The sequence below is a fragment of the Burkholderia sp. 572 genome (genome assembly GCF_040545135.1).
GTDB classification, from domain to species: Bacteria; Pseudomonadota; Gammaproteobacteria; order Burkholderiales; family Burkholderiaceae; genus Burkholderia; species Burkholderia cepacia.
In genome coordinates this window covers 145,464-167,079 of record NZ_JBEPLH010000011.1, presented here as the reverse complement: position 1 = coordinate 167,079, position 21,616 = coordinate 145,464, and the positions used below count along the sequence as shown (strand labels likewise).

The window sequence follows — 21,616 nt, the reverse complement described above, 5'->3', positions numbered from 1 at the left end:
CGCCCCCCTCACTGAACGGACATCGTATGGATTTCGTATTCGATGAAGACCAGGAAGCGCTCGCGGACAGCGTGAAGCGCCTGCTGATGACCGAGATGACGCCCGAGCTGATCCGCGAGCTCTGGGCCACGCCGACCGGGCGTTCGGACGACCTGTGGGCGCTGTTCGCGTCGCAGGGGCTGACCGCCGTGTCGGTGCCCGAGGCGCACGGCGGCCTCGGCCTGAGCGAAGCGGAATGGGCGCTGCTCGCGCAGACCTATGGTTACTTCGGCAGCCCCGAGCCGCTGCTCGACACGGCGCTCGTCTCGGCCGGCGTGCTCGCGCGGCTGCCGGCGAGCGACTGGCGCGACGCGCTGCTGCGCGACATCGCCGAAGGGCGCGCGCGCGTCGCGCTCGTGCATCCGGTGAACCCGTATGCGGCCGACGTGCACGTCGCGCAAACGCTCCTTTGCGAGCACCGTGGCGAGCTGCACCGCGTCGATCCCGCGCAGTGTGCGTGGCGCGCGGTGGACAGCGTCGACCCGTCGCGGCGGCTGTTCACGCTCGACTGGGAGCCGTCGGCGGCTACGCGCATCGCAGGCGCCGACGAAGCCGCGCCGCTGCTGGACCGTGCGCTCGACCACGGCGCGTTCGCGGTCGCCGCGCAACTGCTCGGCCTCACGCAGCGCGTGCTCGACGTCGCGATCGACTACAGCGCGCAGCGCAAGCAGTTCGGCAAGGCGATCGGGTCGTACCAGGCGCTCAAGCATCTGCTTGCCGATGTCGCGATCCGCTACGAGTTCGCACGGCCGGTGGTCGCGCGCGCCGCGCAGGCGATCGCCGACGATCACCCGCAGCGTGCGGTGTTCGTGTCCCACGCGAAGCTCGCGGCGACGTCGGCCGCGCAGCTCGCCGCGCGTCACTCGATGCAGGTGCACGGGGCGATCGGCTACACGTGGGAGCTCGACCTGCAGATCTTCATGAAGCGCATCTGGGCGCTCTCCGGCAGCTGGGGCGACAGCGCATTCCACAAGGCCCGCGTGGCCGACGCGATCCTCGGCGACGCATTGCCGATCGGCCCCGCGCAGACCTTCGACCTCGAGGAAACCCGTCAATGAAACAAGCCTATATCGTCGACGCGCTGCGCACGCCGACCGGCCGCCGCAAGGGCGGGCTTGCGCACGTGCATGCGGCCGACCTCGGCGGCTTCGTGCTGAAGACGCTCGTCGAGCGCAATGCGATTCCCGCCGACGAATACGACGACGTGGTGTTCGGCTGCGTCGACACGATCGGCCCGCTCGCGGGCAACATCGCGCGCACCTGCTGGCTCGCGGCCGGGTTGCCGCTGCAGGTGCCGGGCGTGACGGTCGACCGCCAGTGCGGCTCGTCGCAGCAGGCCGTGCATTTCGCCGCACAGGCCGTGATGAGCGGCGTGCAGGACGTGGTGGTCGCGGGCGGCGTGCAGACGATGACGCAGATCCCGATTTCGTCCGCGATGACCTGCGCGGCGCCGCTCGGCTTCGACGACCCGTTCTCGGGCAGCACCGGCTGGCGCGCACGATTCGGCGATGCGCCGGTGTCGCAGTTCGTCGCCGCGCAGCGGATCGCCGATCACTGGAACCTGTCGCGCGACGCGATGGAGCGCTATGCACTCGAAAGCCACCGCCGTGCGGTTGCCGCGATCGAGGCCGGGCATTTCAAGCGGGAAATCGTGCCGCTCGAAGGCGTGCTGCACGACGAGACGCCGCGCCCCGACACGTCGCTGGAAAAGATGGCGACGCTCGAACCGCTGACGCCGGGCGGCTCGCTGACGGCCGCCGTCGCGAGCCAGACCTGCGACGCGGCCGCGGCGCTGCTGATCGTGTCGGAGGACGCGTTGAAGCGCTACGGCCTCACGCCGCGCGTGCGCATCCATCACTTGAGCGTGCTGGGCGACGATCCGCTGTGGATGCTCACCGCGCCGATCCCGGCGACGAAGGCCGCGTTGAAGAAGAGCGGGCTCGACTGGTCGCAGATCGACGTCGTCGAGATGAACGAGGCGTTCGCGTCGGTCGCGCAGGCGTGGCTGGCCGATACGCGTTTCCCGCATGAAAGGACCAACCCGAACGGCGGCGGCATCGCGCTCGGCCATCCGCTCGGCGCGACCGGTGCGCGGCTGATGACGACGCTGCTGCACGAACTGGAACGCACCGGCGGCCGGTACGGATTGCAGACGATGTGCGAAGGCGGCGGCCTCGCGAACGTCACGATCATCGAGCGCCTGTGAGCGCGTCACTTTCACGATCTCACGATCCAAGAGGCACCAGCATGGGAATCTGTAACGGACGCACCGTCATCATCACCGGCGCGGGCGGCGGGCTCGGGCGCGAATATGCGCTCGCGTTCGCGGCCGAAGGCGCGGCGGTTGTCGTCAACGACATCCGGCACGAGGCCGCGCAGGCCGTGTGCGACGAGATCGCACGACACGGCGGCAACGCGCTTGCGAATGCGGACGACATCACGCGCGTCGAAACGGCGCAGCGGATCGTCGACGCGGCCCGCGAAGCGTTCGGCGATGTGCACGTGCTCGTCAACAACGCGGGCATCTGCCGCGACAAGATGTTCACGAGCATGACCGAAACCGACTGGGACGACGTGATGCGCGTGCACCTGCGCGGCCACTTCTGCCTGTCGAGCGTGCTGGCGCGCGTGTGGCGCGATGCCGCGAAGGCCCGCCACGCGGTCGACGCGCGGATCGTCAACACGAGTTCCGGCGCCGGCCTGCAAGGCTCGATCGGCCAGTCGAACTACGGCGCGGCGAAGGCCGGCATCGCCGCGCTCACGCTGATGCAGGCGGCCGAGCTGCAGCGCTACGGCGTGCGCGTGAACGCACTCGCGCCGGCCGCGCGGACGTCGATGACCGAAGGCGTGTTCGCCGACATGATGAAGAAGCCCGAGGACGGCGGCTTCGACTATTTCGACCCGGCCAACGTCGCGCCGCTCGTCGTGTGGCTCGGCAGCGAGCTGTCGGCCGACGTGACGGGCCAGGTGTTCGAGGTCGCGGGCGGGATGATCGCGGTCGCGGAAGGCTGGCGCACGGGCCCGAGCGTCGACCGCGGCGCGCGCTGGGCGGCGGCCGAGGTCGGCCCGGCGGTCGCGCGGCTGCTCGCCGAGACGCGGCCCGCGCAGCGCGTGTACGGGAGCTGAGCATGGATCTGGCGCTCACCGACGAACAGGCGATGATCCGCGACGCGGCGGCCGACGTACTCGCCGAACGCAGCGCGTCCGCCGACGTGCGCCGCGCACTCGAGCAATCGGCCGGCCGCGACGATGCGCTGTGGGCTGCATTGGCTGGCGAACTCGGCTGGAACGCGCTCGCGCTGCCGGAGGCAGCGGGCGGGCTCGGGCTCGGCGCGGTCGAGCAGGCGGTGCTGATGGAACAGCTTGGCCGGCGCATCGCGTGCGTGCCGTATTTTTCGACCGCGTGCCTGGCGGCGACCGCGCTCGCGGGCTGCACTGACAATCCGCTGGCGATGGACTGGCTCGCGAAGATCTCCGAAGGCGCGTGCAGCGCGACGCTGGCGCTGCCGTTCGACTGGCCGTTCGGCGAGCCAGGTGGGGCGCGGGTCGGCCGGCCATATGGCCGGCCGGGTGCCAATGCGTTCGGCGCATCTTTCGGCGAGTCGTTCGACGAACCGGCCAGTGCGCGACCGCTTCCGTTCATCGCGGAAGAAACCGCGGCCGGCTTTGCATTGTCCGGCGTCGCAGCACAAGTGCTCGACGGTGCGCGCGCCGACCTGCTGCTGGTTCCGGCGCGGATCGCGAACGAAGGGCAGTCGGTCGGCCTGTTCGCGATCGACATGACTGCCGGCGCAGCCGGCGTTGCGGTGACGCCGCTCGATACGCTCGACGCGACGAGGCCGCTCGCACGGATTGCGCTCGACGACGTGCGCGTGAGCCGCGACGCGCTGATTGCGGGCCGCGACGCGGCGCAGGTGCTCGAACGCGCCGCATGGTTCGCGGCGCTCGCGCTGGCCGCCGAACAACTCGGCGGCGCACAGCAATGCCTCGATCTGACGCTCGACTACACGAGCCAGCGCGTGCAGTTCGGCCGCGCGATCGCGTCGTTCCAGGCCGTCAAGCACCGTTGCGCGCAGATGATGGTGCTGATCGAATCGGCGCGCTCGGCCGTGCTCGGCGCCGCGCATGCATGGGACGCGGAAGCCGGCAGCGTGGTGCCGGGCAACGCATTGCGTGCCGACATCGCCGCGGCGAAATCCGCCGCGAACGACGCGTATGCGTTCTGCGCCCAGGAAGCGATCCAGTTGCACGGCGGCGTCGGCTTTACGTGGGAATACGACCCGCATCTCTACTTCAAGCGCGCGCAGGCGTCGGGCGCGCAGTTCGGCAGCACGCCGCAACTGCTCGAATGGATCGCGTCCCATGCGATCGAAGGCGGCGACGCGCACCGCGACGACGCGCCCGACGCCGCGGTTGCGGCGCCCGCCCGCCCGTCCGCCGCACGCGCAGGAGCCCTTCAATGAACAGCGAAACGCGCGAACAGCAATTGCGGCACGAAGTGGCCGACTGGGTGCAATCGCACCTGACCGGCGAATTCGCGTGCCTGAAATATCGCGGCGGCCCCGGCGACGAGGAAGCGTTTCCCGACCTGCGCAAGGCATGGGAGCGGGAACTGGCGCAGGGCGGCTGGACCGGCCTCGGCTGGCCGACCGCCGCCGGCGGGCGCGGCTTCTCGGTGGCCGAACAGGTGATCTTCCACGAGGAATACGCGCGCGCCGGAGGCCCGGGAAGGATGGGCCACATCGGCGAAGGGCTGCTCGGGCCGACGCTCGTCGCATGCGGCACCGACGACCAGCGCGCGCGCTTCCTGCCCGGCATTCTCGCCGGCACGCAGTTCTGGTGCCAGGGCTATTCGGAGCCGGGCGCGGGTTCGGATCTGGCGAATGTCCGCACGCGTGCCGAACAGGATGCGGACGGTACGTGGCGCGTCCACGGCCAGAAGGTCTGGACGTCGCTCGCACACGATTCCGACTGGATCTTCGTGCTCGCGCGCACCGATCCCGCGTCGAAGGGCAACAAGGGGCTGTCGTTCCTGCTGATGCCGCTCGACCAGCCAGGCATCGAGATCCGGCCGATCAGGCAGCTCAACGGCGGCGCGGAATTCAACGAAGTGTTCTTCGACGGCGCGCGCGCGGAAGCACGCGACCTCGTCGGCGCGCCCGGCGACGGCTGGCGGATCGCGATGACGCTGCTCGGCTTCGAGCGCGGGATGTCGACGCTCGGCCAGCAGATGCAGTTCGTCCGCGAACTCGAATGGGTGATCGACGCCGCGCGCGAATCGGGCGCGGACCGCGACCCGGTGCTGCGGCAGCGGATCGGCCGCGCATGGGCCGGGCTGCGCGTGATGCGCTACAACGCGCTGCGCATGCTGTCCGGCGCCGACGACGCAGATGGCGGTGCCACCGCGCCGCTGCGCCGCGAGGCATTGATCTACAAGTATTTCTGGTCGAACTGGCACCGCGACCTCGGCCAGCTCGCGATGGACGCGCTCGGGCCTCGCGCGAACGTGATCGATCCGGCCGACGAAAAGCTCACCCATCTGCAGCGCGTATTCCTGTTCTCCCGTGCGGACACGATCTACGCGGGTACCAACGAAATCCAGCTCAACATCATGGCCGAGCGCGGGCTCGGCATGCCCAGGGAACCACGAGGCACCGCATGACCGAACCCCAGATCCAGAAAGCGCCGGCCTACGTGCCGGGCCACCAACTGCTCGCAGGCAAATCGGTGCTGATCACGGCCGCCGCCGGCGCCGGCATCGGCTTCGCGGCCGCGCGCCGCTGCGCGGAGGAAGGCTGCCGCGCGCTGTTCATCTCCGACATCCACGAAAAGCGCCTCGAACAGGCCGTCGAAACGCTGCGTGCCGAAACGGGGCTGCAACAGGTCTACGGCCGCCTGTGCAACGTCGCGGTCGAGGCCGACGTACAGGCACTCGTTGCCGACGCCCAGGACAAGCTCGACGGCGTCGACGTGCTGATCAACAACGCGGGGCTCGGCGGGTCGACCCGCATCGTCGATATGGACGATGCCGAATGGTCGCGCGTGATCGACATTAGCCTCACCGGGACGTTCCGGATGACGCGCGCGATGCTGCCGCACATGCAGGCCCGCGGCCGCGGCGCGATCGTCAACAACGCATCGGTGCTCGGCTGGCGCGCGCAGGCGGAACAGGCGCACTACGCGGCCGCGAAGGCGGGCGTGATGGCGCTCACGCGCTGCGCGGCGCTCGAGGCGTCGCCGTACGGCGTGCGCATCAACGCGGTCGCGCCGAGCATTGCGATGCACGATTTTCTGAAGAAGTCGGCCCCGGCCGACCTGCTGAATCAACTGGCGTCGCGCGAAGCCTTCGGGCGCGCCGCCGAAGTCTGGGAGGTCGCGAACGTGATGGTGTTCCTTGCAAGCGATTACGCGTCGTACATGACGGGCGAAGTGCTGTCGGTCAGCAGCCAGCACGCATGATGAGCGCGACCCTCGACCCCGTGCGCGCGACGCCCCGCGTGTTCGCGCATCCCGGCGAACTCGCGGCGGCCGTCGGCAACACGCTCGGCGCGAGCGCGTGGCTCGCGATCGACCAGATCCGCATCGACGGCTTCGCCGACGCGACCGGCGATCACCAGTGGGTGCACGTCGACCCGGTGCGCGCGAAGGACGGCCCGTTCGGCGCGTGCATCGCGCACGGCTACCTGACGCTGTCGCTCGTCAATCATTTCCTGCCGCAGATCGTGCGTATCGACGGCGTGCGGCTCGGCGTCAACTACGGCTGCGACAGGATCCGTTTCCCCGCGCCGGTGAAGGTCGGCGCGCGCGTGCGCGGCGTCGGCGAGCTGCTGCGCGTCGAGCCGCTCGACGGCGGCGTGCAGGCATGGATTCGCGTGACCGTCGAGATCGAAGGCGAAGCGAAACCCGGCTGCGTGGCCGACACGATCAGCCGTTACTACTTCTAGATTCAGAGAGCCAGCCCATGGAAGACGCAGTCATCGTTTCCGTCGCACGCACGCCGATCGGCAAGGCGTTTCGCGGCATGTTCAACGACACCGAGGCACCCGCGCTGGGCGGCCACGTGGTGCGCACCGCGCTCGGGCGCGCGGGCGTCGCGCCGGCCGACGTCGACGACGTGCTGATCGGCTGCGCCGCGCAGCAGGGCACGCAGGGCTACAACATCGGCCGCCTGTCGGCGGCGGCGGCCGGGCTGCCGGCATCGGTGCCCGGCATGGCGATCGACCGCATGTGCTCGTCGGGCCTGATGTCGATCGCGAGCGCCGCGCGCAGCATCGGCGCGGGCGATGCGCGGATCGTCGTCGCGGGCGGCGTCGAGTCGATCTCGCTCACGCAGAACAAGCACAAGAACGCGTATCGCGCGCGTTCGCAGGCCGTGCTCGACCACCAGCCGGCCGCCTACATGGCGATGATGGAAACGGCCGAGATCGTGTCGCGCCGCTACGGAATCTCGCGTGCGGCGCAGGATGAATTCGCGCTGCAGAGCCACCAGCGCACGGCCGACGCCCAGGCGGCCGGCCGCTTCGATGCGGAAATCGCGCCGCTCGACGTGCGGCGCGCGCTGTTCGACAAGGAAGGCAACCCGGCCGGCCACGAGGATCTGCGTGCGGCGCGCGACGAAGGCGTGCGCGCCGACACGACGGCCGAACGGCTCGCGGGGCTGAAGCCGTCGTGGAGCGGCGGCAAGGTCGTCGAGCAGGGCGAGTTCGTGACGGCCGGCAATGCGTCGCAACTGTCGGACGGCGCGGCGGCCGTGGTCGTGATGTCGCGCAGCGAGGCGCTACGCCGCGGGCTGACGCCGCTCGGCGCGTTCCGCGGCCTCGCGGTGGCCGGCTGCGAGCCCGACGAGATGGGCATCGGCCCGGTGTTCGCGATTCCGAAGCTGCTGGCGCGCTTCGGGATGACCGTCGGCGACATCGGGCTGTGGGAGCTGAACGAGGCGTTCGCGTGCCAGGTGTTGTACTGCCGCGACACGCTCGGCATTCCCGACACGCGGCTGAACGTCGACGGCGGTGCGATCGCGCTCGGCCATCCGTTCGGGATGTCGGGTACGCGGATGACGATGCACGCACTGCTCGAAGGCGCGCGGCGCGGCATACGGCACGCGGTCGTGACGATGTGCATCGGCGGCGGGATGGGTGCCGCCGCGCTGTTCGAGGTCGGCGCATAGGGCACGTCGCGGACATAGCGGCACGTAGCGGACGTAGCGGCACGCGGATGGGCCGCGCCGCACACGCGGCGAACCATTCACGAACGACGATTCGAGGCCGCGGCCATGACCGGCGGCCCGGAGACTTGCAGGCGACGGTCGTCGGCGCGCCTGCGCCAACGGCCGTCGAACGCAGAAACAGGAGACAAGCCATGAAACGAACCTTGCCCGGACTCGCGATGTCGGCGCTCGTGCTCGGCGCCGCGCTGTTCGCGTTTTCACCGCGCCCGCTGCCGGCGTTCCCGGTCACCGCGATCCATGCGGACCGGCTGCAGATCAACGGGCTCGCCCGGGCCGGCGCGCGCATCGTCGCGGTCGGCGAACGCGGCGTGATCCTGCTGAGCGACGATTCGGGCGCCCGCTGGCGGCCGGCGTCGGTCACGCCCGACCAGGCATCGACGCTCACGCAGGTGCGTTTCATCACGCCGACGCTCGGGATCGCGGTCGGCCACGACGGCCGGATCGTGCGCAGCGACGACGCCGGCATGCACTGGCGTGAAGTGCACATCGACCATGAGCATTCCGATCCGCTGCTGTCCGTGTGGGGCGCGGCGGGCGGCCCGCTGTTCGCGGCCGGCAGCTTCGGCCAGCTGCTGCGCTCGGACGACGCGGGCCTCACGTGGCAGCCGCTGAAGACGCCGGCCGGCGACCGTCACCTCAACGCGATCGTCGGCGACGGCCACGGCAACCTGCTGGTCGCGGGCGAGAGCGGCACGCTGCTGCGCTCGACCGACAACGGTGCCACGTGGGACAAGCTGCCGTCGCCGTACGCCGGTTCGCTGTTCGGCGCGCTGATGCTCGCGAACGGCGACTGGGTCGCATACGGGATGCGCGGCAACGTGGTGCGCAGCACCGATCGCGGCGCGACCTGGACGCATGTGGACAGCCACGTGCCGGTGTCGTACTTCGGCGCGACCCAGCTCACCGGCGGCGAACTCGTGCTGGTGGGGCAGGGCGGCGCGATCGTCGCGTCGCGCGACGGCGGGCTGACCTTCGACGTGCGCAAGCTCGGCGGCGTGCAGAGCCTCGCGGCCGTGCTCGACATGGGCCACGGCGCGCTGCTGCTCGGCGGCGAGGCCGGCGTCGCGCCGCTGGCCGGCGCGCTTGCGTCGACGCCGTCGCCGTCCTGATGCCGGCCGCCCGCAGCGCCGCCTTCCGTTCGTTTCGCATCGTCCGTCCCGACCCGAGAATTCCATGAACGACCTGTCACGTCCTCCTGAAGCCGTTTCCGCGTCGCGTCTCGCCGCGTTCGTCGAGCGCTGCGCCGACACGATCATCCGCCGGCGCAAGCTGCTGATGCTGCTGTGCGTCGCGGTGACGCTCGCGCTCGGCTTGTCGGCCACGCGCCTGAAGCTCGATCCGGGCTTCAACAAGATGATCCCGATGCAGCACCCGTACATGCAGGTGTTCGAGCGCTATGCGGGTGCGTTCCCCGGCGCGAACACGATCCTCGTGAGCCTGCGCTGGAAGGGCGACGGCGACATCTACAACCAGACGTTCATGGACGCGCTGCGCCACGCGACCGACGACGTCTTCTTCATCCCCGGCGTGAACCGCTCGCGCGTGTTCTCGCTGTTCACGCCGAACGTCCACTACACGGAAGTGACCGAGGCCGGCTTTCGCGGCGACGTGGTCGTGCCCGGCCAGTTCTCGAGCGCGAACCCGGACGATCTCGCGAAGGTGCGCCGCAACGTCGCGCGTTCCGGGCAGATCGGCCGCCTCGTCGGCAACGACCTGAAATCGGCGCTGATCCGCGCGGAACTGCGCGAGACCGACCCGGCCACCGGCAAGCGGCTCGACTACAGCGCGGTCGCGCGCCAGCTCGAGGAAATCCGCGCGCGTTATGCGAAGCAGGGCATCGACGTGAACATCATCGGCTTCGCGAAGCTGGTGGGCGACGTCGAGAGCGGCATCGCGGGCGTGATGGCGTTCTTCGCGCTCGCGTTCCTCGTGACGGCCGCGCTGCTGTTTGCCTACACGCGCTCGCTGAAGACCACCGTGCTGGCGCTCGTCGTCGCGCTGCTGCCGGTCGTGTGGCTGCTCGGCGCGCTGCCGCTGCTCGGGCTCGGCATCGACCCGATGTCGATCCTCGTGCCGTTCCTGATCTTCTCGATCGGCGTGTCGCACGCGGTGCAGATGACCAACGCATGGAAGCAGGCGCTGGTGCGCGGCGCGTCGCCCGTCGACGCCGCGCGCGACGCGTTCCGCAAGCTGTTCGTGCCGGGCACCGTCGCGCTGCTGACCAACGCGCTCGGCTTCATGGTCATCATGCGGATCAGGATCGACATCGTGCGCGAGCTCGGCATTACCGCGTGCCTCGGCGTGCTGCTGATGATCGTGACGAACAAGGTGTTCCTGCCGATCCTGCTGTCGTACACGCGCCTCGAACGCGGCACGCTGGCGCGCGCGCAGCGCACGGCGGCGGCCGGCGGCAGCGGGAGGTGGTCGCGCTTCGCGGTGTTCGCGCGGCCGGCGCCCGCGCTCGGCGTGTTCGCGGTGGCGTTGGCGCTGCTCGCTTACGGCACGCTCGAATCGCGCAAGCTGGAGATCGGCGACATCGGCACCGGCGCGCCGGAGCTGCGCGCGAACTCGCGCTACAACATCGACAACGCGGCGATCACGCACCAGTACAACATCGGCGTGGACGTGCTGTCGGTGATCGTCGAGACGACCGGCTTCGACGACGCGTGCCTGCATTACCCGGTGATGAGCGCGATCGAGCAGTTCGAGATGAACATGCGCGGCGTGGCCGGCGTGCAGTCGGTGACGAGCGTGTCGTCGCAGGGCAAGGTGTTCATCGCCGCATTCAACGAGGGCAACCCGCGCTGGGCCGCGCTGCCGCGCTCGAGCGACGGGCTCACGCAAGGCTCCAACGCGTTCGATCCCGACAACGGGATGAACACCGCGAACTGCAAGGCGATCCAGGTCCTGATCTACACGAAGAACCACGAAGGCACGACCATCGCGCACATCGTCGACGAGATCAGGCGTTTCGCGGCCGAGAACCCGACGCCGAACGTCGCGTTCCGGCTCGCGGGCGGCAACGTCGGCGTGATGGCGGCGACCAACGAGGCGGTCGGCGACGCGGAGATCGCGATGCTGCTGTCGATCTTCGGCGCGATCGCGCTGCTCTGCGCGGTCACGTTCCGCTCGTGGCGCGCGGTGCTGTGCATCGTCGTGCCGCTCACGCTCGTGTCGATCCTGTGCAATGCGGTGATGGCGCTTCTCGGCATCGGGCTGAAGGTCGCGACGCTGCCGGTGATCACGCTCGGCGTGGGCGTGGGCGTCGACTACGGGATCTACCTGTACGAACGCCTGCAGCACGACCTCCGCCACGGCGCGACGCTGCCGGACGCATTCGCCGATGCGATGCGCCAGCGCGGCACGGCCGCGCTGTTCACGGCCGTCACGATGTTCATCGGCGTCGGTACGTGGGCGTTTTCCGCGCTGAAGTTCCAGGTCGACATGGGCGTGCTGCTCGCGTTCATGTTCCTCGTGAACCTGTTCGGCGCCGTGTTCCTGCTGCCCGCGCTCGCCGCGTGGCTCGGCGTCGAGCGTGCCGAGCGCCGCGTGCAGCACGCGCATGCGCAGCCGTCGCCGGCGGCTCCGGCAACGCTGAAACCGTCGCCTGCGCTCGAACCCGGCAACCCGGTGCGCTGACCGGCGCCCCCATTTCCCCCGCGCGCGGCCGGCCGCCGCGCGTTGTCCACAAGAGGAGTCAACCCACATGTCCGCACGCCCTTACAAGATCGAAGCCCAGCCGCTCGCGCAGCGCTATGCGCGCGGCTGGCACTGCCTCGGGCTCGCCCGCGACTACAAGGACGGCAAGCCGCACACGCTGAACGCCTTCGGCCGCAAGCTCGCCGTGTTCGCCGATTCGACCGGCAAGGTCAACGTCGTCGACGCGTACTGCCCGCACATGGGCGCCGACCTGAGCCTCGGCACGGTACAGGGCGACAACCTCGTGTGCCCGTTCCACGGCTGGGCGTGGAGCGGCGAAGGGCAGTGCGCATCGATTCCGTATTGCAAGCGGATCCCGCCGAAGGCGCGCATCGGCGCATGGCCGACCTGCGAGGAAAACAACCTGCTGTTCGTCTGGAACGACCCGGAAGGCAACGCACCGCCGCCGGAAGTCGCGATTCCGCGCCTCGACGTGTGCTTCTCCGACGAATGGTCGGACTGGGTCGTCGACAAGATGGTGATCCAGGCCAACTGCCGCGAGCTGGTCGACAACATCTCGGACGTCGCGCACTTCGCGACCGTGCACCGCGCGCCGATCGACTATTTCGCGAACCTGTTCGAGGACCACAAGGCGACGCAGCTGATGGTCGGCCGCAGCGAGAAGCTCGGCGGCGACGCCCTGACCGCGCTGTCGACGTATTTCGGGCCGGCCGTGCACATCACGCAGATGACGGGGCGGAGCGGCGGGCAGCCGATCCACTCGGTGCTGCTGAACTGCCATGTGCCGATCGACATGAACAGCTTCGAGCTGCGCTACGGCGTGATCGTGAAGAAGGTGGCCGGGCTGTCCGACGAGCAGAACACGGAGATCGCGAACGCGTACGTGAAGGAAGCGCAGCGCGCGTTCTACGAGGACGTCGACATCTGGCACAGCAAGACGCGGATCGACAACCCGCTGCTGTGCGAGGGCGACGGGCCGCTATACCAGATGCGCGACTGGTATTCGCAGTTCTACCTGGACGTGGCGGACGTGCGGCCGACGAGCGTCGCGCGCAAGGCGTTCGAGATGCGGATTCGCGAAGGCGATGCGCCGCCGGCGCTGCATCATGTGTTCGAGCCGCGGTAAGAACCGGCGGGCCGTCCGCCGGCCGGAAAGCGGGGGCGCATCGAAATGCGTCCCGTCGGCCGGCAACACCCGCCGCGCAAGGCGCACGCGGCGGGTGTGCTTGTGCGCCGCATCAAAATGTCTTGACGAAACGGCCGCTACCGCGTAGTGTCCATGGCCGAAGTGTTCAAGAAGTTCGATTGCTCATCATTGGCCGCACTCCGTGCGGCGGTCGTTGGTCTCTCCCTCTTTTGAGTCTTTCTGTGCCCGTTGCGGGCGCATGTTCAATTATTCGTATTAAGGAAGTATTTGTGGATACCGGTACCGTCAAGTGGTTCAACGAAACCAAGGGCTTTGGTTTCATCTCCCCGGACAACGGCGGCGACGATCTGTTCGCCCATTTCTCTGAAATTCGCGGCACGGGCTTCAAGACCCTGGCCGAAGGCCAGAAGGTCAGCTTCGAAGTGAAGCGCGGCCCGAAGGGTCTGCAAGCGTCGAACATCACGCCGCAGTAAGCCGCATCGGCAGCGGCCGCCAAACGGTGGCCGCCGTCGGACGGATTGGCGCGCACGGCGCCGCTTCGGCGGCAGCCGGCGCGTTTCCGATGCGCACGACCGATGCATCGCGACATTCACGATGCATCGGTCGTGTCGCCTCCCTCATCGCATGCCTGTATGGCGTGCGACGCAACGCCCTCGCGAAGCGCCCGCCGCTTCGCCAGCGCATCACCGCTTCAACGCATCAACCCGAGCAGACCGCCGCCATGCCTTGCCGGCGCGGTCCCGACTTGCGCGGCGCTTTATGCGCCGCCGCCACCGACCGCCTGAACGCCGCAACGCGCCGGGCTCCGATCGCAAGACAGGCCCATGGCCCGTCTGAACGAACCGATCCCCGGCAGCCTGCCGGCCGCCGTCCGGTTGCGGGACACGGCGCCGGGCAGATCGCCGCGGCTGCGGTCAATTACCTTGTCTGGAGGAATTGGTTTGGCAAAAGAAGAACTGCTGGAACTGGACGGAATCGTCGACGAAGTGCTGCCGGACAGCAAATACCGTGTCACGCTGGAAAACGGCGTCGTGGTGGGCGCGTACGCGTCGGGCCGCATGCGCAAGAACCACATCCGCATTCTCGCGGGCGACCGCGTGACGCTGGAACTGTCGGTCTATGACCTCACCAAGGGCCGCATCAACTTCCGGCACAAGGACGCGAATTCGCCGCGTCCGCAGCGAACCGGTGGGCCGCGTCGTTAAGCGGCAACGATCGGCGCGCAACCGCGTGCCGATCGAATCCCGTCCGGCCTCCACGGCCGGACGAACCGGATGAACGGCCCGTTGCTTGCCGTTTACCGGCCGCCGGCGGCGTCGTCATGCCGCAGCGGCCCACATCGCCTTCGCCGGCCGCTGCTTGTGCGCAACGCTCAGGCAGCCGCGTCCCGCAGGAAATCCTCGATGACCATCGCGAAATACGGCGGGCACTCCTGCATCGGGTAATGCCCGCAATTCGGTATCGTCGCGAGCCGCGCGTTCGGGTGCCACGCGAGGAACGTCGCCTGCATCGCCGCTTCGTCGAGCCCCGGATCCTTGTCGCCGACGATCACCAGGAAGCGCGTGTCGAGCCCGCGGACATCGTCGACGAAATCCGTTCCGGTCAGCATGTCGAGATACGCGAGCCGGCAGGCTGGGGCCACGCGCTCGCGGTTCTGCCGCAGCTTCAGGTCGGCCCAGCGCGCCGACAATCCACCCGTCACGAATCGCATGAGCCGGCGAAACGCATCGTCATCGACGGCCGTGCTCGCGAAGAACGCGCGTGCGTCGTCGTTCAGGCGGTTGCCGGCGGCCGACACCGGGCACACGGCGATCGCGCTCTTGATGCGGGAGGGCGCATCGGCGGCGAGCCGTTGTGTCGCCATGCCCGTCATCGAATGGCCGATCACGTGAAAGCGCGGCCAGCCGAGACGGTCCGCGAGCGCGAGGCAGTCGGCCGAGATCTCGTCGACGGTACAGGTGCCGCGCAGGTGGATGGATTCGCCGTAGCCGCGCAGGTCGACGAACACGTACGTGAATGCCGATTCGTCGAGATACGGGAGCAGCGCCGCGTAGTTCGTATGGTCGCCGAGCCAGTCGTGCAGGACCATCACGCATTCGGGGCCGGTACCGTGCCGCAGGTAGCCGAGGCCGTCGTGGTCGGCGTTCGGCCCGGAGGAGAGGGTGTCGATACGGTTCATTTCAAGGCGTTTCCTTTTGGTGGGTGAACCAAAACGAAACGCCCTCCCGGCGGACCGGGAGGGCGTCTTGAAAGTGCGTCGATCGTATCGGGCCAATCGGCGAAAGTCAACGTTCGACGTGCCATCCCGCCCGACACGTCGATGCGGCGCGCATTGACCGGCGGTTGTCGTCCGACAGCCGCAACGCGATCGTCAGACCGATGTCGTGACGCGGAAAACCGCGTCGGCCGGCGGCTGACCGCACGCGCGGCGACGCGGTTCGCGTGCGGTTCGCGTGCGGCTTTACGTGCGGGCCGGCGCGGTCGTACACTCGTCGGCAATTCGCGGCCCGCGCCGCGCGTGCGGCTTTCAATTCCTTCAGCGTCTTTCAGCGGGCCAACGGCCGTGCCAGCCGGACTTTCGTCGCGCGACGCCAGGAGGCGCCATGAGTGCAGACGCAGCCCCCGCATCCCCGTCGGTTCAGGACCGCATCCGGCACGTGTTCGTGCTGATGCTCGAGAACCGCTCCTTCGACCACCTGTTCGCGCTGTCGGGCTACCCCGGCATCGTCGCCGCGTCGCCGGGCAACAGCAACGCGTATGGCGGCTCGGTCTATCCGTTCGGCGACGGCGCGCCCGACCGGATGCCGACCGATCCGTGTCATGAATTCACCGACGTGCTCGAGCAGCTCTGCGGCGCGGGCGTGCCGTTCGTGAAAGGGCAGGCCTATCCGCCGGTTCGCAATACCGGATTCGTGTCGAACTACGCGACGTCGCGTTCCGAAGGCAAGCCGCCGCAGCCGGCCGACGCGGGCAAGATCATGCAGGGCGTCGACATCGCGACGCAGGCGCCGTCGCTGCACGCGCTCGCGAACGCGTTCGTGCTGTGCGACGCGTGGCACGCGTCGATGCCCGGGCCGACCTGGCCGAATCGCTTTTTCCTGCACGGTGCGTCGTCGGCCGGGCTCGACCATTCGCCGACCAGGGAGGAAATGGCCGGGTGGGACGCGTTCGACGGTTTCCCGTATCCGAAGGGTTCGATCTTCGCCGCGCTCGGCGACGACAACTGGCGCATCTACCAGGACCAGACGGGCAATCCGGTCGGCCACGTGCCGCAGGTGGCGTCGCTGAAGGGCATCAGCTTCTTCGACATCGACGACCTCGCGCATTTCGAGGCCGATCTCGCTACGGGCTATACGGCGCGCTATACGTTCATCGAGCCCGGTTACGGCGACATCGTGCACGGCACCTACCAGAACGGCAGCTCGCAGCATCCGATGGACGGCCTCGCCGGCGGCGACCAGCTCGTCGCGCGCGTATACAACGCGATCCGCAATTCGCCGGTGTGGAACAGCAGCCTGCTGGTGATCTGCTACGACGAGCACGGCGGCTTCTACGATTCGGTCGGGCCGGGCGCCGCGCTGCCGCCGAACGATGGCGCGGCGGCGACGCTGAACACGAGCGGCTTCGGGTTCGACGTGTACGGCGTGCGGGTGCCGGCGATCGTGATTTCGCCGTGGGTCGCGGCCGGGCAGGTCGACCATACGACGTACGACCATGCGTCGGTCGCCGCGACGCTCGAGCGGCTGTTCGGCCTGGCGCCGCTGACCGACCGCGACCGTCTCGCGAACGACCTGCTGGGGCTCGTGACGACTACGTGCCGGACGGATTGTCCGCAAAGGATCGGAACATGAGTACGACACCGGACCCGCGCGATGCGCTGCCCGTGCGCGACGGCACGAGCCTGATCGCATACCTGCACATCCTGAAGAAAGCGCATGCGGCGCTGGTCGGCCATGACAAGGCCCATCAGCGCTTCAGCGAGATCGTGACGCGAGGGCAGGCGCGGCAATACATCGAGGAACTGATGCCGTCGCTGCTGCGGGCGCGCGAAGCGCATCGGCAGCGCAGGCACGGCGGGAAGCATCGGTGATGCGGCGAGCGGCACCGATACCGAAGGCGCGAGCGCGCACAGCAGCGACGCAACGGTGAAGGGAGCCGTGCCCGCGATGAAGATGCGGCGCCGGCCGCGCAAATCGGCGAGCAGCCGGCCCGTCGGCAGCAGAAGCGAGGTTGCCGCGCCGCCGACGACCCCTTGCACTGCGCCGACGCCCGCGTTCGCTTACGCCGCCACCTCCCGCGACCGCACCATCGTCAGCGCCGCGTCCTCGATCATGTCCTCCTGCCCGCCGACGAGCCGCTGCCGGCCCAGTTCGACGAGGATGTCGCGCGCGGGAATCCCGTACTTCGCTTCCGCGCGCTTCGCGAACAGCAGGAACGACGAGTAGACGCCCGCATAGCCAAGCGTCAGCGCGTCGCGGTCGAGGCGGATCGGCGAATCCATGATCGGCACGACGAGATCCTCGGCGACGTCCGAGATCGCGAACACGTCGACGCCCGTCTCTATTCCCATCCGGTCGCATACCGCGACGAACACTTCCATCGGCGTGTTGCCCGCGCCGGCGCCGAGGCCGGCCGCGGCCGCATCGATCCGGTTCGCACCGGCCGCCACGGCCGCGACCGAGTTCGCGACGCCCATCGCGAGGTTGTGATGGCCGTGGAAACCCAGCTCCGTCTCCGGCTTCAGCGCGTCGCGCACCTGGCCGATCCGCGCGGTCACGTCGTCGGGCAGCATGTGGCCGGCCGAATCGGTGATGTAGATGCAGTTCGCGCCGTACGATTCCATCAGCTTCGCCTGCACGACGAGCTGCGCCGGCGACGACATGTGCGCCATCATCAGGAAGCCGACCGTATCGAGGCCGAGCGTGCGCGCGAGGCCGATGTGCTGTTCCGATACGTCCGCTTCGGTGCAGTGCGTCGCGACGCGGATCGTGCCGACGCCGAGTTCGTGCGCCATGCGCAGATGCTCGACGGTGCCGATGCCGGGCAGCAGCAGCGCCGATACCTTCGCCTGCTTCAGCTCCGGGATCACGGCGCCCAGGTACGCCTCGTCGGTGTGCGCGGGGAAACCGTAGTTGACCGAGGCGCCGCCGAGCCCGTCGCCGTGCGTGACCTCGATCAGCGGCACGCCGGCCGCGTCGAGCCCGCGCGCGATGTTGCGCATCTGGTCGAGCGTGATCTGGTGGCGCTTCGGGTGCATGCCGTCGCGCAACGACATGTCGTGGACGGTGATCTTCTTGCCTGCAAGTGACATCGTGTGACTCCTCGACTCAAGCGGTGGCGGCCGTCGCGGCCAGCATCTGTTCGGCGAAACGCTCGGCCGTGGCGGCCGCGGCGGCGGTCATGATGTCGAGGTTGCCCGCGTACTTCGGCAGGTAGTCGCCGAGCCCTTCGACCTCCATGAACACCGACACGCGATTGCCGTCGAACACCGGGCCGTTCTTCAGCGTGTAGCCGGGCACGTAGCGTTGCACTTCCTTGACCATCGCATGCACGGACGCGGTGATCGCGTCGACGTCGGGCGGGCCGTCGGTCAGGCAGTGGATCGTGTCGCGCATGATCAGCGGCGGCTCGGCCGGGTTGATCACGATGATTGCCTTGCCCTTGCGTGCGCCGCCGACCTGTTCGATCGCGCCGGACGTCGTGCGCGTGAATTCGTCGATGTTCTTGCGCGTGCCGGGGCCGACCGAGCGCGACGATACCGTTGCGACGATCTCGCCGTACGCGACCGGCTGCACGCGCGACACCGCGTACACCATCGGGATCGTCGCCTGGCCGCCGCACGTGACCATGTTCACGTTCGCCTGCGCGCTGTCGAGATGCGCGTCGAGGTTCACCGGCGGCACGCAGTACGGCCCGATCGCGGCGGGCGTCAGGTCGACCATCTTCACGCCGAGCGCGGTGAGCTTGTCGGAGTTGTCGCGGTGCACGTAGGCCGACGTCGCGTCGAACGCGATGCGGATCTCGTCGGCGGCGACGTGCGGCAGCAGCCCGTCGACGCCCTTGTCGGTGGTTTTCAGGCCGAACTCGCGTGCCCGCGCGAGGCCGTCGGAGGCCGGATCGATGCCGACCATCCACACCGGTTCGAGCACCGGCGAGCGGCGCAGCTTGACCAGCAGGTCGGTGCCGATGTTGCCGGGCCCGATCAGTGCGCATTTGATTTTCTTCATCAGGATGGTTCCTTTAGATAAAGCGGACGTCGCAACTGCCGATGCCGGAGATATGCATCGACAGTGCGTCGCCGGCCGTGACCGGAATCAGTTTCGCGAGCGAACCGGACAGCACGATCTCGCCGGCAAGCAGTGGCACGTCGTACGCGGCGAGCGTGTTCGCGAGCCACGCGACCGCGTCGGCGGGATGGCCGAGCGCCGCGTCGCCGCGGCCTTGCGCGACGGGCTCGCCGTTCTTCTCGATCGTCATCTCGCACGCGGCGAGATCGAGCGTGCGCGGGTCGACGCGCGTTTCGCCGAGCACGTATACGCCGCACGACGCGTTGTCGGCGACGGTGTCCTCGATGCGGATCGCCCAGTCGCGGATGCGCGAGTCGACGATCTCGAAGCAGGGCGCGACGGCGGCCGTCGCGGCGATTACGTCGGTGCGGTCGATGCCGGGGCCGCGCAGGTCGCGCGCGAGGATGAACGCGATCTCGCCCTCGGCGCGCGGCGCGATCAGCGAATCGGCGGCGATCGCTTCGCCGGCCGCGTAGTGCATGCCCGACAGCAGGATGCCGAAATCGGGCTGGCGCACGTTCAGCATGTCCTGCACGGCCTGGCTCGTCACGCCGATCTTCTTGCCGACGACCGCTTCGCCGTGTTCGACGCGGCGTTCGATGAAGCGCTGCTGGATGCGGTACGCGTCGTCGAGCGACAGGCGGCGCGCACGGCCCGACAGCGGCGCGACCGGTGCGCGCGCGTGCCATGCGGCGTACAGCTCGTCGCCGAGCGTCGTATGCAGGCGGGAAGACATGAAAGGGCCCTCGAATGGAAATGGCCGCCGTCACGGGCGGCGTCGTGCGCCGGAGCGGGGCTCCGGCGCGTGGGTCGCGGGCATGCCGCGTCGGTCGGTCGATCAGTTGCCCGAACTGCGGATCGCGTCAGGCGAGAAATACGCCTCGTTGAACTGCGGGCTGTTGTCGAGCTTCGGCATCGGGCCTTCGTTCGTCAGGCGGTCGGCCATGTACGCGCCGGAGATCAGGTCGTGGAAGAACACCGCGCTCGGGTAGAACACCTTCGCGTCGTATGCGTACAGCGACGTCGCGACGTTGGTACGCCACAGCTGGCCGCGCGCGTCGTAGTTGTCCGCGAGCAGCGATTGCCACGAATCCTCGTCGATGTACAGCACGCGCTTCGCGTACTGGTGACGGTAGCCGCTCTTCAGCGTGGCCTGCAGCACCCACACACGATGCAGTTCGTAGCGGATGTAGCTCGGGTTCTCGTGACCCTTGGTCAGCAGTTCGCCGTACTTCACCGCGCTGTCCATCACCTTGTAGTTGTTGTACGGCACGTAGATCTCGCGCTTGCCGACGATCTTCCAGTCGTAGCGATCACCGGGGCCGTTGTACAGGCGGTCGTCGTCGACCGTGCGGAAGCCGCCCGGGCCCTGCGGCTGGTCGTAGCCGTATTCAGGCGCCTGGCGCACGCGCCGCGTGCCGGGGTTGTACATCCACGTGCGCGACGAGTTGTCGGCGCCGGCCTTGTCCCAGTTCGTGAAGCCGACGATCAGCGAGCCGCGATCGGACAGCGGCAGCTCCGTCGCGTTGCGGTAGTACGTGCGGTTGTTCAGGTCGCTCTTCACGTCGTACTTGCCGACGTTGCGCGGCGAGTAGATGTCGTAGCGCACCTTGCCCCACGCGATGTTGCCGTCGGAGTAGACGACCGCCTGGTCGTAGGTGGCCTGCTCGGTGCCGATCGACGACGAGAAGCGCTGGTTCCACAGCAATTCGGCGGCGGTCTTCGGGATCGGATAGGGCACCGTCGGCGGCGCGTTCGTGAGGCCGTTCGCGTCGGACGTCATCGTCGAATCCGGCGCGTACGTGCGAATGTCCTTGTAGACGGAATCCGGATAGCGGAAGTCGCGGTGGGTCGGGTAGACGATGATCTTGAACGTGGCCGGATAGCGCTTGAACATCGCCTTCTGGCCGTCGGTCAGGTGCTCCGCGTACTGCGCCATGTTCTCCGCGGTGATCGTCGCGACCGGCTTCTCGCTCGCGTACGGATCGGGGTAACGGCTGCCGCGCTTGTACTGCACGTCCGGCGGCGTGCCGAGCCACTTGCCCGACCACTCGGGCACGCCGCTGTCCTTGCTCGCGGCGCGCACGGCGCCCATCGGGGTCAACTGGCCGTCGAGCGCCTTCAGGTCGTCCGGCGTGACCTTCGGGTACGACGCCGTCGCGGCGAGTGCGCACGCGGCGATCACCGACGCGCGCAGGAGGGGGAGACGAATTCGCTTCATGACAAATCCTCTTGCTGAGTGACGAGCGGCCGGGC

Annotated in this window: 20 protein-coding genes and 1 pseudogene; 15 read left to right on the top strand and 6 right to left on the bottom strand. The window is 68.8% G+C overall.

From position 1 onward, the window contains the following. Window positions 1-26 precede the first annotated feature (26 nt). The 13 genes from ABIC51_RS21990 (at window position 27) to infA (ending at window position 14,278) form a co-directional block, all read left to right on the top strand. Window positions 27-1,097, top strand: coding sequence for an acyl-CoA dehydrogenase family protein (locus ABIC51_RS21990; RefSeq protein ID WP_060319680.1), 1,071 nt, complete (start codon window positions 27-29; stop codon window positions 1,095-1,097). Continuing rightward, window positions 1,094-2,245: an acetyl-CoA C-acetyltransferase gene (locus tag ABIC51_RS21985; RefSeq protein WP_175897498.1), complete on the top strand. Its 1,152-nt coding sequence runs from the start codon at window positions 1,094-1,096 to the stop codon at window positions 2,243-2,245. The genes ABIC51_RS21990 and ABIC51_RS21985 overlap by 4 nt, the downstream gene beginning before the upstream one ends. Window positions 2,246-2,286: 41 nt before the next feature. After that, window positions 2,287-3,165: an SDR family oxidoreductase gene (locus ABIC51_RS21980; RefSeq protein ID WP_175852884.1), complete on the top strand. Its 879-nt coding sequence runs from the start codon at window positions 2,287-2,289 to the stop codon at window positions 3,163-3,165. Between the two features lie 2 nt (window positions 3,166-3,167). After that, window positions 3,168-4,502: an acyl-CoA dehydrogenase family protein gene (locus ABIC51_RS21975; RefSeq protein WP_175897497.1), complete on the top strand. Its 1,335-nt coding sequence runs from the start codon at window positions 3,168-3,170 to the stop codon at window positions 4,500-4,502. After that, a complete protein-coding gene (locus ABIC51_RS21970) occupies window positions 4,499-5,701 on the top strand; it encodes an acyl-CoA dehydrogenase family protein (RefSeq protein WP_059650534.1) in 1,203 nt (400 codons plus the stop codon). Before ABIC51_RS21975 ends, ABIC51_RS21970 begins: the two co-directional genes overlap by 4 nt. Further along, window positions 5,698-6,498 carry an SDR family oxidoreductase gene (locus ABIC51_RS21965; protein ID WP_059697333.1) on the top strand — a complete coding sequence of 267 codons (801 nt, stop codon included), beginning with the start codon at window positions 5,698-5,700 and terminating at the stop codon, window positions 6,496-6,498. Before ABIC51_RS21970 ends, ABIC51_RS21965 begins: the two co-directional genes overlap by 4 nt. Further along, complete coding sequence (locus ABIC51_RS21960) at window positions 6,498-6,983, top strand: MaoC family dehydratase (protein ID WP_146254448.1); 486 nt, start codon at window positions 6,498-6,500, stop codon at window positions 6,981-6,983. The genes ABIC51_RS21965 and ABIC51_RS21960 overlap by 1 nt, the downstream gene beginning before the upstream one ends. A 17-nt stretch (window positions 6,984-7,000) precedes the next feature. Next, window positions 7,001-8,206, top strand: a complete 1,206-nt coding sequence (locus tag ABIC51_RS21955; protein WP_146254394.1) for an acetyl-CoA C-acyltransferase — start codon at window positions 7,001-7,003, stop codon at window positions 8,204-8,206. A gap of 191 nt (window positions 8,207-8,397) precedes the next feature. Beyond that, window positions 8,398-9,375, top strand: a complete 978-nt coding sequence (locus tag ABIC51_RS21950; RefSeq protein WP_060195606.1) for a WD40/YVTN/BNR-like repeat-containing protein — start codon at window positions 8,398-8,400, stop codon at window positions 9,373-9,375. Window positions 9,376-9,439: 64 nt separating this feature from the next. Continuing rightward, a complete protein-coding gene (locus tag ABIC51_RS21945; protein WP_146254395.1) occupies window positions 9,440-11,905 on the top strand; it encodes an efflux RND transporter permease subunit in 2,466 nt (821 codons plus the stop codon). 67 nt (window positions 11,906-11,972) lie between these two features. Continuing rightward, complete coding sequence (locus ABIC51_RS21940; protein WP_027791718.1) at window positions 11,973-13,052, top strand: 3-ketosteroid-9-alpha-monooxygenase, oxygenase component; 1,080 nt, start codon at window positions 11,973-11,975, stop codon at window positions 13,050-13,052. Window positions 13,053-13,342: 290 nt separating this feature from the next. Then, window positions 13,343-13,546 carry a cold-shock protein gene (locus tag ABIC51_RS21935; protein ID WP_006483056.1) on the top strand — a complete coding sequence of 68 codons (204 nt, stop codon included), beginning with the start codon at window positions 13,343-13,345 and terminating at the stop codon, window positions 13,544-13,546. Between the two features lie 468 nt (window positions 13,547-14,014). Then, window positions 14,015-14,278 (top strand): translation initiation factor IF-1, encoded by a 264-nt coding sequence (gene infA, locus ABIC51_RS21930; protein WP_027791717.1) that lies wholly within the window; start codon window positions 14,015-14,017, stop codon window positions 14,276-14,278. Between the two features lie 167 nt (window positions 14,279-14,445). On the opposite strand, the gene ABIC51_RS21925 is transcribed toward infA, so the two are convergent. After that, the gene (locus tag ABIC51_RS21925; protein ID WP_175862540.1) at window positions 14,446-15,252 is read right to left on the bottom strand and encodes an alpha/beta fold hydrolase; all 807 of its coding nucleotides are present in this window, start codon (window positions 15,250-15,252) and stop codon (window positions 14,446-14,448) included. A gap of 424 nt (window positions 15,253-15,676) precedes the next feature. Here ABIC51_RS21925 and ABIC51_RS21920 point away from each other — a divergent pair, with 424 nt between their 5' ends. Both ABIC51_RS21920 and ABIC51_RS21915 read left to right on the top strand, forming a co-directional pair. Further along, on the top strand, window positions 15,677-16,924 hold the full coding sequence (locus tag ABIC51_RS21920; protein ID WP_354006631.1) for an alkaline phosphatase family protein: 1,248 nt from the start codon (window positions 15,677-15,679) through the stop codon (window positions 16,922-16,924). Next, entirely contained in the window at window positions 16,921-17,163 is a 243-nt protein-coding gene (locus tag ABIC51_RS21915; protein ID WP_146254399.1) for a hypothetical protein, read from the top strand. Before ABIC51_RS21920 ends, ABIC51_RS21915 begins: the two co-directional genes overlap by 4 nt. On the opposite strand, the pseudogene ABIC51_RS40855 reads toward ABIC51_RS21915, so the two are convergent. The 5 genes and pseudogenes from ABIC51_RS40855 to ABIC51_RS21895 form a co-directional block, all read right to left on the bottom strand. Then, window positions 17,134-17,349: pseudogene (locus ABIC51_RS40855) on the bottom strand (MFS transporter); the annotation flags it as partial. The gene ABIC51_RS21915 and the pseudogene ABIC51_RS40855 overlap by 30 nt on opposite strands. A 3-nt stretch (window positions 17,350-17,352) precedes the next feature. Further along, entirely contained in the window at window positions 17,353-18,384 is a 1,032-nt protein-coding gene (dmpG, locus tag ABIC51_RS21910) for a 4-hydroxy-2-oxovalerate aldolase (RefSeq protein ID WP_175897495.1), read from the bottom strand. 16 nt (window positions 18,385-18,400) lie between these two features. Next, window positions 18,401-19,300, bottom strand: a complete 900-nt coding sequence (locus ABIC51_RS21905) for an acetaldehyde dehydrogenase (acetylating) (RefSeq protein ID WP_175897494.1) — start codon at window positions 19,298-19,300, stop codon at window positions 18,401-18,403. 13 nt (window positions 19,301-19,313) lie between these two features. Continuing rightward, complete coding sequence (gene dmpE / locus ABIC51_RS21900) at window positions 19,314-20,096, bottom strand: 2-oxopent-4-enoate hydratase (protein WP_021159451.1); 783 nt, start codon at window positions 20,094-20,096, stop codon at window positions 19,314-19,316. A 102-nt stretch (window positions 20,097-20,198) separates the two neighbouring features. After that, complete coding sequence (locus ABIC51_RS21895; protein WP_027791710.1) at window positions 20,199-21,581, bottom strand: DUF1329 domain-containing protein; 1,383 nt, start codon at window positions 21,579-21,581, stop codon at window positions 20,199-20,201. Between the last annotated feature and the right edge of the window lie 35 nt (window positions 21,582-21,616).